At 62.4% G+C, this 14,751-nt stretch carries 16 protein-coding genes and 1 tRNA gene; 11 read left to right on the top strand and 6 right to left on the bottom strand.

Annotated features, from left to right (window positions below):
- Nucleotides 1-8 precede the first annotated feature (8 nt).
- Nucleotides 9-1,340 (top strand): wax ester/triacylglycerol synthase domain-containing protein, encoded by a 1,332-nt coding sequence (locus tag AC2ETI_RS21855; RefSeq protein WP_483634382.1) that lies wholly within the window; start codon nucleotides 9-11, stop codon nucleotides 1,338-1,340.
- On the opposite strand, the gene AC2ETI_RS21850 is transcribed toward AC2ETI_RS21855, so the two are convergent.
- From AC2ETI_RS21850 to AC2ETI_RS21840, 3 genes are all read right to left on the bottom strand, one after another.
- Nucleotides 1,303-1,626 (bottom strand): hypothetical protein, encoded by a 324-nt coding sequence (locus tag AC2ETI_RS21850; protein WP_020968253.1) that lies wholly within the window; start codon nucleotides 1,624-1,626, stop codon nucleotides 1,303-1,305. The two genes, AC2ETI_RS21855 and AC2ETI_RS21850, sit on opposite strands and share 38 nt — an antisense overlap.
- Nucleotides 1,627-1,700: 74 nt before the next feature.
- Nucleotides 1,701-1,774 (bottom strand) — tRNA-Pro (locus tag AC2ETI_RS21845).
- A gap of 54 nt (nucleotides 1,775-1,828) precedes the next feature.
- Nucleotides 1,829-2,797, bottom strand: a complete 969-nt coding sequence (locus tag AC2ETI_RS21840; RefSeq protein ID WP_003943461.1) for a metallophosphoesterase — start codon at nucleotides 2,795-2,797, stop codon at nucleotides 1,829-1,831.
- 132 nt (nucleotides 2,798-2,929) lie between these two features.
- Between AC2ETI_RS21840 and AC2ETI_RS21835 the strand changes: the two genes are divergently transcribed.
- A complete protein-coding gene (locus tag AC2ETI_RS21835; RefSeq protein WP_003943491.1) occupies nucleotides 2,930-3,406 on the top strand; it encodes a GatB/YqeY domain-containing protein in 477 nt (158 codons plus the stop codon).
- A 94-nt stretch (nucleotides 3,407-3,500) separates the two neighbouring features.
- Here the strand turns inward: AC2ETI_RS21835 and AC2ETI_RS21830 are convergent, their stop codons facing one another.
- Entirely contained in the window at nucleotides 3,501-5,870 is a 2,370-nt protein-coding gene (locus AC2ETI_RS21830; protein ID WP_003943525.1) for a penicillin-binding protein, read from the bottom strand.
- 293 nt (nucleotides 5,871-6,163) lie between these two features.
- Between AC2ETI_RS21830 and AC2ETI_RS21825 the strand changes: the two genes are divergently transcribed.
- Complete coding sequence (locus tag AC2ETI_RS21825; RefSeq protein WP_007732375.1) at nucleotides 6,164-6,487, top strand: WhiB family transcriptional regulator; 324 nt, start codon at nucleotides 6,164-6,166, stop codon at nucleotides 6,485-6,487.
- A 19-nt stretch (nucleotides 6,488-6,506) separates the two neighbouring features.
- Here the strand turns inward: AC2ETI_RS21825 and bagB are convergent, their stop codons facing one another.
- Nucleotides 6,507-7,685: an ATPase BagB gene (gene bagB / locus AC2ETI_RS21820; RefSeq protein WP_483634381.1), complete on the bottom strand. Its 1,179-nt coding sequence runs from the start codon at nucleotides 7,683-7,685 to the stop codon at nucleotides 6,507-6,509.
- Nucleotides 7,685-8,698, bottom strand: a complete 1,014-nt coding sequence (bagA, locus tag AC2ETI_RS21815; RefSeq protein WP_019746607.1) for an ATPase BagA — start codon at nucleotides 8,696-8,698, stop codon at nucleotides 7,685-7,687. The genes bagB and bagA overlap by 1 nt, the downstream gene beginning before the upstream one ends.
- A 53-nt stretch (nucleotides 8,699-8,751) precedes the next feature.
- On the opposite strand from bagA, the gene sp36 reads away from it, so the two are divergent.
- The 8 genes from sp36 to AC2ETI_RS21775 all read left to right on the top strand — a co-directional run bounded on the left by sp36 (nucleotide 8,752) and on the right by AC2ETI_RS21775 (nucleotide 14,592).
- Nucleotides 8,752-8,916, top strand: a complete 165-nt coding sequence (gene sp36, locus AC2ETI_RS21810) for a Sp36 family protein (RefSeq protein ID WP_003943454.1) — start codon at nucleotides 8,752-8,754, stop codon at nucleotides 8,914-8,916.
- A gap of 5 nt (nucleotides 8,917-8,921) precedes the next feature.
- The gene (locus tag AC2ETI_RS21805) at nucleotides 8,922-9,392 is read left to right on the top strand and encodes a RidA family protein (protein WP_003943508.1); all 471 of its coding nucleotides are present in this window, start codon (nucleotides 8,922-8,924) and stop codon (nucleotides 9,390-9,392) included.
- A complete protein-coding gene (locus AC2ETI_RS21800; RefSeq protein ID WP_020905965.1) occupies nucleotides 9,392-10,177 on the top strand; it encodes an MBL fold metallo-hydrolase in 786 nt (261 codons plus the stop codon). Before AC2ETI_RS21805 ends, AC2ETI_RS21800 begins: the two co-directional genes overlap by 1 nt.
- Before the next feature lie 157 nt (nucleotides 10,178-10,334).
- Complete coding sequence (locus AC2ETI_RS21795; protein WP_483634380.1) at nucleotides 10,335-11,810, top strand: 2-hydroxymuconic semialdehyde dehydrogenase; 1,476 nt, start codon at nucleotides 10,335-10,337, stop codon at nucleotides 11,808-11,810.
- Between the two features lie 42 nt (nucleotides 11,811-11,852).
- Nucleotides 11,853-12,626, top strand: coding sequence for a 2-keto-4-pentenoate hydratase (locus AC2ETI_RS21790; protein ID WP_019746611.1), 774 nt, complete (start codon nucleotides 11,853-11,855; stop codon nucleotides 12,624-12,626).
- Nucleotides 12,623-13,075, top strand: a complete 453-nt coding sequence (locus tag AC2ETI_RS21785; protein ID WP_019746612.1) for a RidA family protein — start codon at nucleotides 12,623-12,625, stop codon at nucleotides 13,073-13,075. Before AC2ETI_RS21790 ends, AC2ETI_RS21785 begins: the two co-directional genes overlap by 4 nt.
- Nucleotides 13,072-13,593, top strand: a complete 522-nt coding sequence (locus AC2ETI_RS21780) for a 3-hydroxyanthranilate 3,4-dioxygenase (protein WP_003943511.1) — start codon at nucleotides 13,072-13,074, stop codon at nucleotides 13,591-13,593. Before AC2ETI_RS21785 ends, AC2ETI_RS21780 begins: the two co-directional genes overlap by 4 nt.
- A gap of 3 nt (nucleotides 13,594-13,596) precedes the next feature.
- On the top strand, nucleotides 13,597-14,592 hold the full coding sequence (locus AC2ETI_RS21775; protein ID WP_020968257.1) for an amidohydrolase family protein: 996 nt from the start codon (nucleotides 13,597-13,599) through the stop codon (nucleotides 14,590-14,592).
- The last annotated feature ends 159 nt before the right edge of the window (nucleotides 14,593-14,751 follow it).

The following is a 14,751-nucleotide window of genomic DNA, read 5'->3' as shown; positions in this document are numbered from 1 at the left end:
GGAGATTTATGCCCACCAGGCAACTGACCTCGGTAGATTTCGGATTGATTGCGGCCAACGTGGAAAACCGTTCTACGGATGTTCTAACGATATTCCTGTTCGATTCAGGTAGTTCGCTACCGCTCGATAGAAAAGAGCTACTCGAACTCCTTGCTGCGCGCGCGTCGAGGATCCCGCAATTGCGATGGACTTTGACCACAGTCCCTGGTGGGTTCAATTTTCCCTACTGGATTGACTCCCAACCGTTCGATATCGACGACCACGTCGAAGATAATGTTGAAATTTCAACGTGGAAAGGTGTTTTCGAATACTCTGCCGAGTTGGCGGCGCGGTTTGTAGATCCTTACCAATGTCTGTGGCGTCTGCACGTAATTCGAGGTGTTCGCGATGCGCCTGGAGTGCAGGGGGAAGCAACGGTAGTGATTCTCAAGGCCTCCCATGCTCTGGGGGACGGACGGATGTACAACGAAATCGTTCACGATCTGTTTTCGACGAAGCAATTACCCGACTTTGTTCCGCAACTGACAACGCTTAACCCGTGGTGGTCGTCCGTCAAGGGAATTATTGGAACGCCGCGTAAGTATGTCCGCGCATTAAGGGCTCTGCCGGAGTCCCGGAAGTACGACGCGCCGGATTCAGGTGGTGGCGCTGTGACCTTCACCGGCGAGCGTTCGGCAACGGCGGTGATGCTCGATTTGGCACTGATTCGAGAGGCCAAGAAAGAATGGCCTGGAGTTACGGTGACTGCCATTGCCCAGACAGTGATCTCGTTGTCTTTGGAAGAATATTTCGGTGAGAAGAGTCCGCGATCGATGCAAGTAATGTCCGGGGCGCCCATGGGCGCCGCAGTGCGCGGACAAAATCACATGGGCTGCTATCACATCGCCTTGGCGTTGGGCACAGTAGACATCGAGGAGCGACTTCTCGCCATCACCAAGAACAACAACCACGCCAAAGCGGGATATCTCGACGCATATCGAGCCGTACGCGCACTGCAATACGAACTTCCGGCAATTGCGATCAAATCTGAATTGTCCGCGGATCCCAAACTGGGAACTGTCGCGAGCAGTGTCAACCGTGGTCCCGCTGTCATGACACTCGGAACCTCGAAGATCCTGTCGACCGTGTCTTTCCCATACGTGTCACCGAGGAGTCCCTTCAATCACGGGATCTATTCGGTGGGTGACGTGCTCGCTATCTCGGTGCTCAGCGGATCCCCGGACAGTGGTGACATCGACAACTACGCGACAGTTCTCGAGAGGAACTCAGCCCGGGTTCTGGCATGCCTCGCGGAGCGAAGTACTACAGCCAGGGCTCGATCGGCTTCTTCACCCACATGATCTTCTCGTCCGGATGCTCACGCCGAGCTTCGGGACGGTCAGGGTTAGCGGCTGCCCACACAGCTTTCTCGTCGAGCAGTCCGGCCGCGATGGTCCAGGTCTCCCGCGTGCTCGGCGGATTGGCGCCGGCCGCACGTGCGAGTTTGCGCAGTCGATCGTCGGGCATCTCTAGCAACTCGGTGCTACTGATATCGCGATCCCAGGCGAACTTGGCCAGGCCGACGGCTTTCTCGCGTCGGCTACGGCTCGCCATGTCGTTGTGCGCAAAGTCTGGTTGGGATGCCACGGCTTCACCTTATCGTCAACGCAATCGAGGCCCTCCCGCGTGAGCGGAAGGGCCTCGATTGCTGTTCTTCACTGTCGGGGTGGCGGGATTTGAACCCACGACCTCTTCGTCCCGAACGAAGCGCGCTACCAAGCTGCGCCACACCCCGTGTCGAACCTCGGTTAGCTTACATTACCGAGTCGACTGACATTAAATCCGCAGGTCAGTTGCGTAGAACCGACGCTGGAGACTCTGCGGAACTGTGTGCGGAGACGTGCTCCGGTTCGCGCCTGGTGGCCGGAACCAGAGTCAACAGAGTTGCCTCGGGGCGGCAGCAGAAGCGCGCCGGCGCCCACGGCGAAGTGCCGATGCCCGCGGAGACGTGCAGCTGGGTGTGCGCGCCCCACTTCGACGGCCCCTTGACCCGGGATCGATCGATCTGGCAGTTGGTGACCAACGCGCCGTAGAACGGAAGGCACAGCTGACCACCGTGCGTGTGGCCGGCGAGCACAAGGTCGTAACCGTCGTCGGCGAACCGATCGAGAACTCGAGGTTCGGGCGAGTGCGTCAGACCAAGCTTGAGCTGGGCGACGGGATTGGGTGTTCCGGCGACGGTGTCGTAGCGATCACGCTTCAGGTGCGGATCGTCGACGCCGGCGGCCGCGATGCGAATACCGGCCACTTCGAGTTCGCGGCGCACGTGGGTCATGTCCAGCCATCCACGTTCGGTGAACGCGGCCCGCAGATCGCCCCAGGGGAGGGGATCCCCGGTGATGCGCTTGTCCTTGTTGAAGATGTAGCTCAGTGGGTTCTTCGGTTTCGGAGCGAAGTAGTCGTTGCTGCCGAAGACGAACAGACCCGGCCGAGCCAACAGATCACCGAGCGCCTGGACCACTGCCGGGACGCTGCGCTGATGCGACAAGTTGTCGCCGGTGTTGACCACGAGGTCGGGGTCGAGGCCTTCGAGCTCACGCAACCAATTCTGTTTCAACCGTTGGTTCGGCATCATGTGCAGGTCGCTGAGATGGAGGACCCGCAGCGACGACGAACCGGGCGCCAGGACTGGCATCGTCACCTCACGCAGTGCAAATGCATTGCGTTCGATGCCGGATGCGTACCCGATCCCTAGTGCAGCGGCGCCCGCGGCACCAAGTGCGGTGCGGGTCAGATTGGTGCGGAACTGGGAAGACACCTCTCAAGGATACGGGTGTGGCGTTCTTCTGCGTCGCTCTCGCCGCCATTTGCAGCTATTCCACAGAGAATTGTGTCCGGGCGGAGGTAACTATCGGCACGCTCGAAACGCCGAGCGCGTAACGTTTCCACCATGTCCGACACGACACCATCGCTCAAAGCCACCCTCCGAACCGACATGGTTGCATCCATGAAGGCGAAGGATCCGCTACGTACAGCCACCCTTCGGATGCTCATGGCAGCCATCCAGACCGAAGAGGTGGCCGGTAAGGAAGCACGAGTCCTCACCGACGAAGAAATCATCAAAGTCCTTGCAAAGGAATCGAAGAAGCGCGGCGAATCGGCCGAGATCTACACCGAGAACGGCCGCGGTGAGCTTGCCGCGAAAGAGCGCGCCGAAGCTCAGATCATCGACGAGTACCTGCCGACGCCGTTGACCGACGCCGAGCTTGTCGACGTCGTCGACACCGCCCTCGCTCAGGTGTCCGAGGAGCTCGGTGAGCGTCCGGGGATGCGTCAGATGGGCCAGGTCATCAAGGCCGCCAGCGCGCTGGCCAAGGGCAAGGCCGATGGCGCCCGTATCTCTGCAGCAGTGAAGTCCCGCCTGTAGAAGCGCGCCACCAGAATCGAAAACGGCCGCGATCTCCGAGTCACTCGGAGATCGCGGCCGTTCTTGTTTTCAGAGCCGTCAGTTTTCAGGGCCGTCAGTTCGGCGGGGTCCCCGCGGGCGGTGCGGGTTCACCTCCGGGCGGAGTCGCATCCGGGGGAGTCGCGCCCGGTGCCGGAGCTGCTGGAGCTGCCGGGGATGCGGGTGCTGCCGGAGCCCTCACGGAACCGTCACTGATGTAGATCGTGACGGTCGAACCCGGGATCGCGGACCCGGACGGCGAAACTCCGGTGACCGTTCCCGCGCGTGCTCCGGACGCCGTGGTCACGGAATTGACCGTGAAGCCGGACGCCTGCAACCTCGACGTCGCCGCCGACTGGCTCAGGCCGACAACCTCGGGAACCTGGCCGTTCTGCGATCCCCGTGCGTACTTCTCGTCGATCGGAGGCAGTGAGGTGGGCCCGAAGTTGTTGGCGACCGGGTTCATTGCCGCGAACCAGGATCTCGCCGGTTCGGTACCGCCGTACAGGTTGCCGCTGTAGCAGGGGCGCAGCGGGCTCGAGCAGATCTCTCCCGGCGTCGGGGAGTCGCCGAAGATGTAGACGGCAGCAGCGAGGTTGTTGGTGAAGCCGAGGAACGCCGAGGACTTGTGGGTCTCGGTGGTACCCGTCTTGCCCGACATCGGCAGGCTCCATCCGGCGCTGCTTGCAGCTCCGGCAGACGTACCGGCGCCGACGTCGTCACGGCTCATGGCGTTGGCGAGTGTGTCTGCCAAGCCGGGCTCGACAACCTGCTCACAGCCCTGCTCGGTGACGGCCACCGGCTTGCCGTAGCGGTCGAAGACCGAATCGATGGGACTCGGCGGGCACCACTTGCCGTGCGAGGCGAGAGTGGCCGCGACGTTGGAGAGTTCGAGCGGGTTGATCCAGGTGGGGCCCAGGGTGAACGAACCGAGGTTCTGTTCCTTCTGGAAGTCGGCCATGCTGCGCTCGTCGAAGCCCGAGGTGTTGGGATCAGCGTACGAGCGCATGCCGAGACGGACGGCCATGTCGACGGTCGGCGTGACGCCGGTTGCCTCGATGAGCTTGACGAAAGCGGTGTTGGGGGACTGTGCCAGCGCGTCGGTCACGGACAGCGTCGGCGGGTAGTTGCCGGCGTTCTCCACGCAGTAAGTCGACACCGGGCAACCGGCCGCACCACCGCTACCCATGCCCTTGGCTTCGAATCGCTTGGGCACGTCGAGCGTCGCGTTGATACCGAGGCCCTTCTCCATCGCCGCAGCCGTCGTGAAGATCTTGAAGACGGAACCCGCACCGTCACCCGCAAGGGAGTACGGCTGTGCCTGGACGGTTTCGTCGGCGTCGGCATTGAGACCGTACGTGCGACTGCTGGCCATCGCGATGACCTTGTGTGAATCCTGGCCCGGCCTGATCACGTTCATCACGTTCGCGATGCCGTCGAGGTTGGCGCTCGCGTTCGCGTTCAGTCCGGCCTTGGTGGACGCCTGGACCTGCGGATCGAGAGTGGTCTTGATGAGGTAACCACCCTCGTTGATCTGGTCGCGCGTGATTCCGGCGTCCGAGAGGTACTTCAGTGCGTAGTCACAGAAGAATCCGCGATCGCCTGCAGCGATGCAGCCGCGCGGCAAGTTGTTGGGGGTTTCCAGGACGCCGAGGGGCTCTTCCTTGGCGGCGCGGAACTCGTCGGCACGATCCGGAATGTTCGTGATCATGGTGTCGAGCACGGTGTTACGACGCTCGGTCACGCCCTCGACGTTCGTGTACGGGTTCAGTGCGGAGCTGGACTGAACCATGCCGGCAAGCATCGCCGACTGGGGAACGGTCAGATCTGCGGCATCGACGCCGAAGTAGGTCTGAGCCGCGTCCTGGATGCCGAAGGATCCGTTGCCGAACGGTACGAGGTTGAGGTACCGGGTGAGGATCTCGTCTTTCGTGAGTTCCTTGTCCAGCGTCAGGGCCATCCGGATCTCGCGGATCTTTCGGGCCGGGGTGGTCTCGATGGCAGCGCGGCGCTCGGCATCCGTCTTGGCCACGACCAACAGTTGGTAGTTCTTCACATACTGCTGATCGAGTGTCGACGCGCCCTGCTGCACTTCACCGGTCGTCGTGTTGGTGAGGAAGGCACGCAGCGTTCCCTGCCAGTCGACGCCCTTGTGGTCGGGGAACCGGCGGTCCTCGATGGAGACGATCGCCAACTTCATGTTGTTGGAGATCTTCTCGCTCGGGACTTCGAAGCGTCGTTGGTCGTAGAGCCAGGCAATGGGATTGCCTGCCGCATCGACCATGGTGGACACCGCGGGGACCGTGCCTTCGACCAGTTCGGCCGAGACGTTGTCGACGGTATCGGCGGCGCGGTTGGACGCGAATCCGAATCCGCCCGCCACTGGGAACATCACCCCTGCGACCAGGACACCCGCCAATGCGGAGCTTCCGGCGAGCTTCGCCACTGTTTTTGCAATCGACACGATCTACAGAGTACGTGTGCCCACCCATTGGAACCGGTTTCAGTGTTTTGGGGGTGTTCGAAACCTTCTGAACACGCGCTTTGTACTGCCGTACCAAAAAATGCTCCCGAGCGTCTTGCGTTAGGGCCGTTCTTTACCTAAATTGTGATCAGTGTGATCGACGTAACACTCGATCGCGAATGTGTCTCAGCTTTCACCGTGCTACCGCGGGGACGGCTGAGATGGTGCGCTGCTCGCCCTATGGCGACGGTCAGACTTTGTAGAGGGGACCCAGAATGTACACAGCCACCCCGAGTAGCCGTTTGGACATCGAGCAGGCCGAGGCACGAATTGCCTGGGTAACTCAGGCACGATGCCGCGAGGTCGACCCCGACCAACTTTTTGTTCGTGGCGCCGCGCAGCGCAAGGCGGCCACCATCTGCCGTCACTGCCCGGTCCTCATGCAGTGCGGAGCAGATGCTCTCGACAATCGTGTCGAGTTCGGTGTGTGGGGCGGAATGACCGAGCGTCAGCGCCGTGCACTGCTCAAGCAGCACCCCGACGTCGACTCCTGGTCCGAGTTCTTCGAAGACCAGCGCCAGCATCACTCAGCAGTCTGATCCAGGCCGATCGGGGGGATCAGCCCTTACGAGTGAGCTGATCTCCCACCGCGCGCAGCGCCTTGAGGTCCGAGACCTCGAACGGTAGCGACGGAACACCGATCAGCGGCACCCTCGGGTGAGCTGCGGTGAATCGACTCAGCAAGGCGATCTCCCGCTTCGCGATCACTGCCCGATGGGCATGGATGCGGAGAACGGCTGCGGTGAGGGCTTCGGCCTCGGTCGCACTTTCCTTCGCTTCCAGTTTGTCGGCGGCGGTCACCGCATGATCGGCAGGCAGAGCCGTCAATGTCGGGTGCGTGCGGTTGAGAACCAGACCGGCCAACGGCATCGAGTCGCCCGCAAGGCGATCGACGAAGAACGCCGCCTCGCGAAGAGCGTCGGGTTCGGCCGCTGCGATCACCAGGAAATGAGTCCCCGGCTGACGTAGCAACTCGTAGGTCTTCGTTGCGCGTTCACGGAAACCGCCGAACATCGAGTCGAGCGACTGCACGAATGCCGATGCATCCGAAAGCATTTGGCTTCCCACGATGGTAGAGACACCCTTCAGTGCCAATCCCATCGCGCCGGCCACGAGCCTGGTCAGGCCACGGCCGGGTGCGGAGAGCAGCCGGATCATCCGTCCGTCGAGGAACGTGCCGAGCCTCTGCGGGGCGTCGAGGAAGTCGAGCGCATTGCGCGACGGCGGGGTATCGACGATCACCAGGTCCCACGCGTCGTTCGACGCCAGCTGCCCCAACTTCTCCATCGCCATGTACTCCTGCGTTCCGGAGAACGATGTGGCAACGGTTTGGTAGAAGGGATTCGCCAGGATCTGCTCGGCCTTCTCAGGGCTCGAATGCTCGATGACCATCTCGTCGAAAGTCCGACGCATGTTCAGCATCATCGCGTGCAGTTCGCCCGTGGCCTCGGGACCCAGCTTCACCGGCTGCGGAGTGTTGTCGAGTTCGGCCACACCCAGGGCCTGTGCGAGGCGGCGGGCCGGATCGATGGTGAGGACGACTACGCGTCGGCCCTCTTCGGCTGCACGCAACGCCAGGGACGCGGCCGTCGTGGTCTTGCCGACGCCACCTGCGCCGCAACACACCACGATCCGGGCCGTCGGGTCCTTGATGATCGCCGAAATATCGAGGGCAGGAGCTGCGCGTCGGCCGGTCCTGGAACTGCCGACCGTCACGTTCTCGGTGGTCTCGGTCATCACACGCCCTGTTCCGTGAGGTATTCGGCAAGCTCGTACAGCCCACCGAGATCGACGCCGTCGGCGAGTGCGGGAAGTTGCACCCGAGCCCCGTCGATCTCGCGGAGCTTCTCGGCGCTGGATTCTTGAGCTTCGAGCACCGAGGCATGCTCGATCGTCTCGGTGAGCAGGCCTGCGAAGTCGTCGTCGGACAGATCGATGCCGACGTCCGAGAGTGTCGACCGGATCGAAGCCGCGTCGATATCGCCGGCAGCGGCACCGGAGAGTTGGTCTTCGGGCAAGAACCTCGGGCTGGCGCGGTTGACGATGATGGCACCGAGGTTGAGGTCGTCGCGCGCCAGTTCTGCGGCGGCGTCGGCAGTTTCCTGAACGGGCAGCGCTTCGAGAAGTGCAACAAGATGTACGACGGTCTCCGGCGAGTGCAGCAGCCGAACGACGCCTTCACTCTGGGAGTGCACCGGGCCGCCCTTGGCGAGATCGGCCATCGCCTTGGTGACGTCGAGGAAGCTGCCGATTCGTCCGGTCGGGGGAGCGTCGACGACAACGGCGTCGTACACGCGTTTGCCGGTTCGATCGGTGCGGATGACGCACTCCTTGATCTTGCCGGTGAGTAGAACGTCGCGAAGGCCGGGAGCGATGGTGGTGGCGAATTCGATGGCGCCGAACTTACGCATCGCCCGGCCGGCGAAGCCGAGGTTGTAGAACATTTCGAGGTATTCGAGGAACGCGGTCTCGATGTCGACGGCCAGAGCCATCACTTCACCGCCACCTTCGGCGGCCGCGACTTTGGTCTCCTGCGGTGGAAGCGGCGGTACGTCGAAGAGCTGCGCGATTCCCTGGCGGCCCTCGACCTCCACGAGGAGAACGCGCTTGCCGCCCTCGGCCAACGCGAGCGCCAACGCGGCGGCAACCGTGGACTTACCGGTTCCGCCTTTACCCGACACAAAGTGCAGGCGGGCCTTCGTCGCAGACTCGGGCCAGGTCCTGCTCAGCTCATCTTGGGATGCAACCACACCGCGAGCCTATAAGTCTGGGGCCGAAGATGTACGCGGGATAGGCTCACCGCATGAGCGAAATAACTTCCTGGGAATACACCGTGACTCCGTTGCTGGTCCACAATCCGAAGGCAATTCTCGACAACTGGGGTGTCGACGGCTGGGAACTCGTGGCAGTCCTGCCGAGCGCGTCGGGCGAGCAGCACGTCGCGTACATGAAGCGTCCGAAGGGCTGAATCACATGGCAGAGGCAACACAGACCTGGTCGGAGCGTCTCGCCGAACTGGGCATTGCACTTCCCGCCGTCGCGGCACCCGTTGCTGCGTACGTTCCCGCGGTTCGCAGCGGCAACCACGTGTACACGTCGGGTCAGCTCCCGTTCGTCGACGGAAAACTGGCGCTGACCGGCAAGCTCGGTGCGGGCGTGTCGGATGAGGACGCCAAGGCCGCGGCGCGTACCTGCGCGCTCAACGCTCTTGCTGCCATCGACGCCCTGGTCGGCATCGACAACGTCGTTCGTGTTGTCAAGGTTGTCGGCTTCGTGGCATCCGCCGAAGGATTCACCGGTCAGCCCGGCGTGATCAACGGCGCTTCCGAATTCCTCGGTGAGGTGCTCGGCGACGCCGGTATCCACGCTCGTTCGGCAGTCGGCGTGGCAGAGCTTCCCCTCGGCTCTCCGGTCGAGGTGGAACTGATCGTCGAAGTTCGCTGATGTCGACGGTCCATCCCGCCTACGCGCAGCTTCGCCGCGTCACCGACATCGCTTCGGTCTTGCTCGAAAACAATCCGGGCATGATGACGCTGGACGGTACGAACACCTGGATTCTGCATGCTCCCGGCAGCGTCGAGTGTGTAGTCGTCGATCCGGGCGACAACGACGAGGAACACCTGCAACGTGTCGCTGGTATCGGTCCGGTTGCGCTGACCTTGATCACGCACCGGCACTACGACCACACCGGCGGGGTGGACCGTTTCCATGAATTGACCTCGGCTCCGGTGCGTTCCGTCGACCCCACTTTTCTGCGCGGGGGTGCTTCGGCGCTTGTCGACGGTGAAGTGATCGAGGTGGCGGGTCTGAAGCTGCGGATCCTCGCGACTCCGGGACACACCGCTGACTCGGTGTCGATAGTCATCGAGAACGATGCGAGCGTGCTGACAGGCGACACCATTCTCGGCCGCGGCACCGCAGTTCTGGACGACACCGACGGCGATCTGGGGGATTACCTCACATCACTGCGGTCGTTGGCCGCACTCGGCGAAGGACTGACGGTTCTTCCCGGGCACGGTCCGGACCTGCCCGATCTGCAGGCGATTTCGCAGCAGTACCTTGCTCACCGCGAGGAGCGTCTAGCCCAGGTGCGGGACGCTCTGACGACGTTGGGGGAGTCGGCATCGGTGCGCGAGGTTGTCGAGCACGTCTACTCCGACGTCGACCCGAAGCTGTGGCCGGTGGCGGAGAAATCCGTCAACGTGCAGTTGGCGTATCTGCGCCGCTGAGGCGCTCGGCGCCGACATTCTGCGCCGCTGAGGCGCTCGGCGCCGACATAAAGAGTTGAGTTGTGTAGCCGAACTGCCGCCATCTATGCCGATCGAGGTATAGCTGGCGGCAGTTTTTGCATTTGTTTGATATGGGTCACGGGCCAATAGTTAGTCCATGACCTCACAATGCGACGGATGGATCCGCAATTACGTGGACGGCTCCTATGTCGAACCCGACGAGTCGTCGAGCTTCGATCAGGTCGACCCAGCAACGGGCCGTGTTCTCGCCCGGGTCCACGAGGCCGACAAGGCCCTGGTCGATCGGGCCGTGACCTCTGCCAGACGTGCTCTGGACAACGGTTGGGCCGATACGCCGGTCCGCGAGCGGACGGCTCTGCTGCGACGCGCCGCCGACCGGATCGAGGAGCGATTCGAAGAGTTCGTCGCCGCAGAAATGGCGGACACCGGCAAGCCGATCACACAGGCACGCGAACTCGACGTCGCGCGCGCCCTGACGAACTTCCGCACTTTCGCCGACATCGTCGCCGCGGCCGGACAGGAATCGTTTGTCATGGATCTCGCGGGTGGGAAGCAGGCGCTGAACTACGCGATCCGCAAGCCGCTCGGCGTCGTCGCTGTCATCGTTCCCTGGAACCTGCCGCTGCTTCTCCTGACCTGGAAGGTAGCGCCCGCGCTCGCGTGCGGGAACTCCGTGGTGGTCAAGCCCTCCGAGGAAACCCCAGCGACCGCGTCGTTGCTTGCCGAGGTACTCGAAGAAGTCGGCCTGCCTGCCGGTGTCTACAACGTCGTCCACGGGTTCGGTGCGAACTCCGCCGGCGAGTTCCTCACCACGCACCCCGGCATCGACGGCGTCACCTTCACCGGTTCTTCGGCAACCGGTTCCCATGTCATGAAAACCGTTGCGCCGCGAGTCCGTCCGGTCTCGTTCGAACTCGGTGGCAAGAACGCCGCGATCGTCTTCGACGACGTCGACATCGACGAAGCGTTGACGGGTCTGACCAAGTCGGTGTTCACCAACACCGGCCAGGTCTGCCTGTGCACCGAGCGGGTGTACGTGCACCGCAGCATTTTCGACGACATCGCCGGTGGACTCGTCGAGCGGGCAGCAGGATTGCGTCTGGGCGACCCGACGCTCGATGCAACGACGACCGGACCGCTCATCTCGCAGGCGCACCGGAAGAAGGTTCTCGACTACTTCGAGATCGCCGAGCAGGAAGGCGCGAAAGTGCTGACCGGCGGCGGTATTCCGGACCTCGGACAGGAACTGTCGGGCGGATCGTGGATCGAACCCACCCTGTGGACTGGCTTGACCAACAAGGATCGCGTCGTGCGCGAGGAGATCTTCGGACCCGTCGCAGCACTCATTCCGTTCGACACCGAGGCAGAAGCGATCGCCTTGGCAAACGACACCGAGTACGGCTTGGCGGCCTCCGTGTGGACCAACGACCTGCGCCGTGGACACCGCGTCGCGCAGAGGATGAACGTCGGAATCTCCTGGGTCAACACGTGGTTCACCCGTGAACTGCGATCTCCCTTCGGCGGCATGGGCCTGTCCGGCATCGGACGTGAGGGTGGCGAGTCCTCGCTGCACTTCTACACCGAACCGACGAATGTATGTGTGCAACTGTGAACATCGAAACCGCAAAAGTTTTTCAGAAATGAGCGAGGCGTGATGACAGCCCCCGAAGACACCGTATCCGCGCTCGCGCGTCGCCTCGACGACGCTGCGCAGACTCGCACCGACACCCCGAGCCTCGCCGACGAATACACCATCGACATCGACGAGGCCTACCGGATCCAGAACGAACTCCTCGAACGACGAACCAGCCGTGGCGAATCGATTGTGGGTATCAAGCTCGGCTTCACAAGCCAGGCGAAGATGGCGCAGATGGGTGTCTCCGAAGTGATCGTCGGTCAGTTGACCGACGCGATGTGCGTGAGCAACGGCGGCGAAGTCGACCTGAGGAAGTTCATTCATCCCAAGATCGAACCCGAAGTGGCATACCGTCTGTCGAAGGACGTCGATCTCGACGATCCGAACGTCGACATCGAAACCTGCGTCGATGCACTGGCTCCCGCAATGGAGATCATCGACTCGCGCTATCGCGACTTCCGCTTCACCTACACCGACGTCGTCGCTGACAACACCAGCGCTGCCGGGTATGTGATCGGGCGGTGGCTGCCGCTACAGAACGTCGAAGACCGTTCCGTACGTATGGAGGTCGGCGGCGAGACGGTAGTCGGTTCCACGTCGGCCATTCTCGGCGATCCGGCGCGCGCTTTGCATGCACTGCTCGACATCGCCCGCCGACGCCGAATTCCGTTGCGCGCCGGTCAGGTAATTCTGGCCGGTGCCGCCACAGCAGCTGTGCGACTCGACGAGGGCGTCGCACAGTGCACGATCGACGGACTCGGAACCGTCACGGTGAAAGGTGTGAAGCGATGAGTGGGGCGCAGGTCATCGAGAAGCTGGCGAAGCCGCGCGGAAAGTTCCCCCACGTCAAGGTGGTCGGCGATTTCGTCTATGTCTCCGGGACCAGTTCGCGTCGACCCGACAACACGTTTGTCGGCGTCGAGGTCGACGAGATGGGGACGACGGCGCTCGACATTCGGGCGCAGACGCGTGCCGTCATCGAAAACATCGCGGCAATCCTCGCCGAAGTGGGTGGAGAACTCAGTGATCTGGTTCAGGTCACCTCCTACCTGGTGTCCATGAACGACTTCGGTGGATACAACGAGGTGTACGCCGAACTGTTCGACGAAAACGGTCCGACGAGAACGACTGTGGCTGTTCACCAACTGCCCCACCCGCATCTGCTCATCGAAATTTCCGGCGTGGCGTACGTGCCCGCCTCCAAGCGCTCAGCGTCCGAAGATACGGAGAATGCATCATGACCACGATTCCTCCCGTCATCGACTTCAAGAAGTGGATCGACGACAACCGCCACCTGCTGCAGCCGCCTGTCAACAATCAGACGATGGCGCTCGGAGACGACTTCATCGTGCAGGTCGTCGGCGGACCGAACCAGCGGACCGACTACCACCTCGATCCGTACGAGGAGTGGTTCTACCAGCTCGAAGGCGACATCCACGTCAACGTCATGACCGAGGACGGTCCTCAGCGTGTCGACATTCGTGAGGGCGAAACCTGGTTGCTGCCGGGAGACATTCCGCATTCGCCGCAGCGTCCCACTGCGGGCTCCATCGGCCTGGTCATCGAACGCGTCCGCAAGGAAGGCACGCTCGAGAAGTTCCAGTGGTACTGCCTCGAATGCGATCACAAGATTCACGAGGTCGAACTTCAGGTGCGCGACATCGTGGCCGACCTTCCGCCGGTGTTCGTCAAGTTCTACGAGAGCGAAGAAGCCCGCACGTGTGACAAGTGCGGCACGCTCCATCCCGGCAAGGGCTGAGTGATGAGCAACCTGATCGACATCCACACCCACTACGTGCCCAACGGGTGGCCGGATCTGACCGAAGACGCGGGGCCGCAAGCGCCGTGGCTGAAGGTCGAGTCGGAGACCGAAGCCATGATCATGATGGGCACCAAGGAGTTCCGCCGCATCCAGTCCGATGCCTGGGACGCCGAGGTGCGGCTTCGGGACATGGATGCCGACGGCGTGCACACGCAGGTCGTCTCGCCGACGCCGGCATTCTTCAATTACGGCCGAAGCGGCGAGCAGGCAAGTCGCATCGCACGGATCTTCAACGACCTCGCGCTCGAGATCGTGGAGCCGGCGAAGGATCGGTTGATTCCGTTCTGCCAGGTGCCTCTGCAAGACACCGACGCAGCGTGTCGTGAGCTCGAGCGGTGCATCGCGAACGGGCACCGCGGTGTCGAGATCGGCAATCATGTGGGCGATCTGGACCTCGACAGCGAGGGCGTGGTGACGTTTCTCCAGCACTGCGCGTCGCTTGACGTGCCGGTATTCGTGCACCCGTGGGACATGGCCAACTCTCCGCGCCTCGATCGCTGGATGGCGCAGTGGCTCACCGCGATGCCGGCCGAAACGCATCTGTCGATACTCGCGCTGATTCTCGGTGGGGTGTTCGACAAGATCGACGATCGTCTCAAGATCGGATTTGCGCACGGTGGTGGATCTTTCGCGTTCTGGTTGGGCCGGATGGAAAACGCCTGGCACGGCCGCAACGACATCATCGGTACGTCGGAGTTCCCGCCTTCGCATTACCTGGGTAGGTTCTACGTGGATTCCGTCGTCTTCGACGAGCGCGCACTGCGACTGCTGGTGGACACGGTGGGGGTGGACCGTGTGATGGTGGGTAGTGATTACCCGTACCCCTTGGGGGAGCGTCCGGTCGGTGAGGTGGTTCGCAAGAGTGAGTTCTTGGACGATACTGCGCGCCAACTGATTTCGCGGGGGAATGCCGAACGCTTCCTGGGTCTCGTCTGAGACCCCGGCTATACCCTTTCCGGTATGGCGGACGGTGAATTCGGCATTTGTGAGTCATGTCTCGAGCGAGCACAATTCCAAACACAACGATCGACGACGCTCGTGATGCCGACAATCCCGAAGACGGGGTCGGTGACTACAGATTTCATCGTCCGCCTG

This window comes from Rhodococcus sp. MurmanLake-1, from assembly GCF_056945715.1.
Note: the sequence above shows the minus strand (reverse complement) of the source record. Positions and strands in the feature narration are given on the sequence as shown.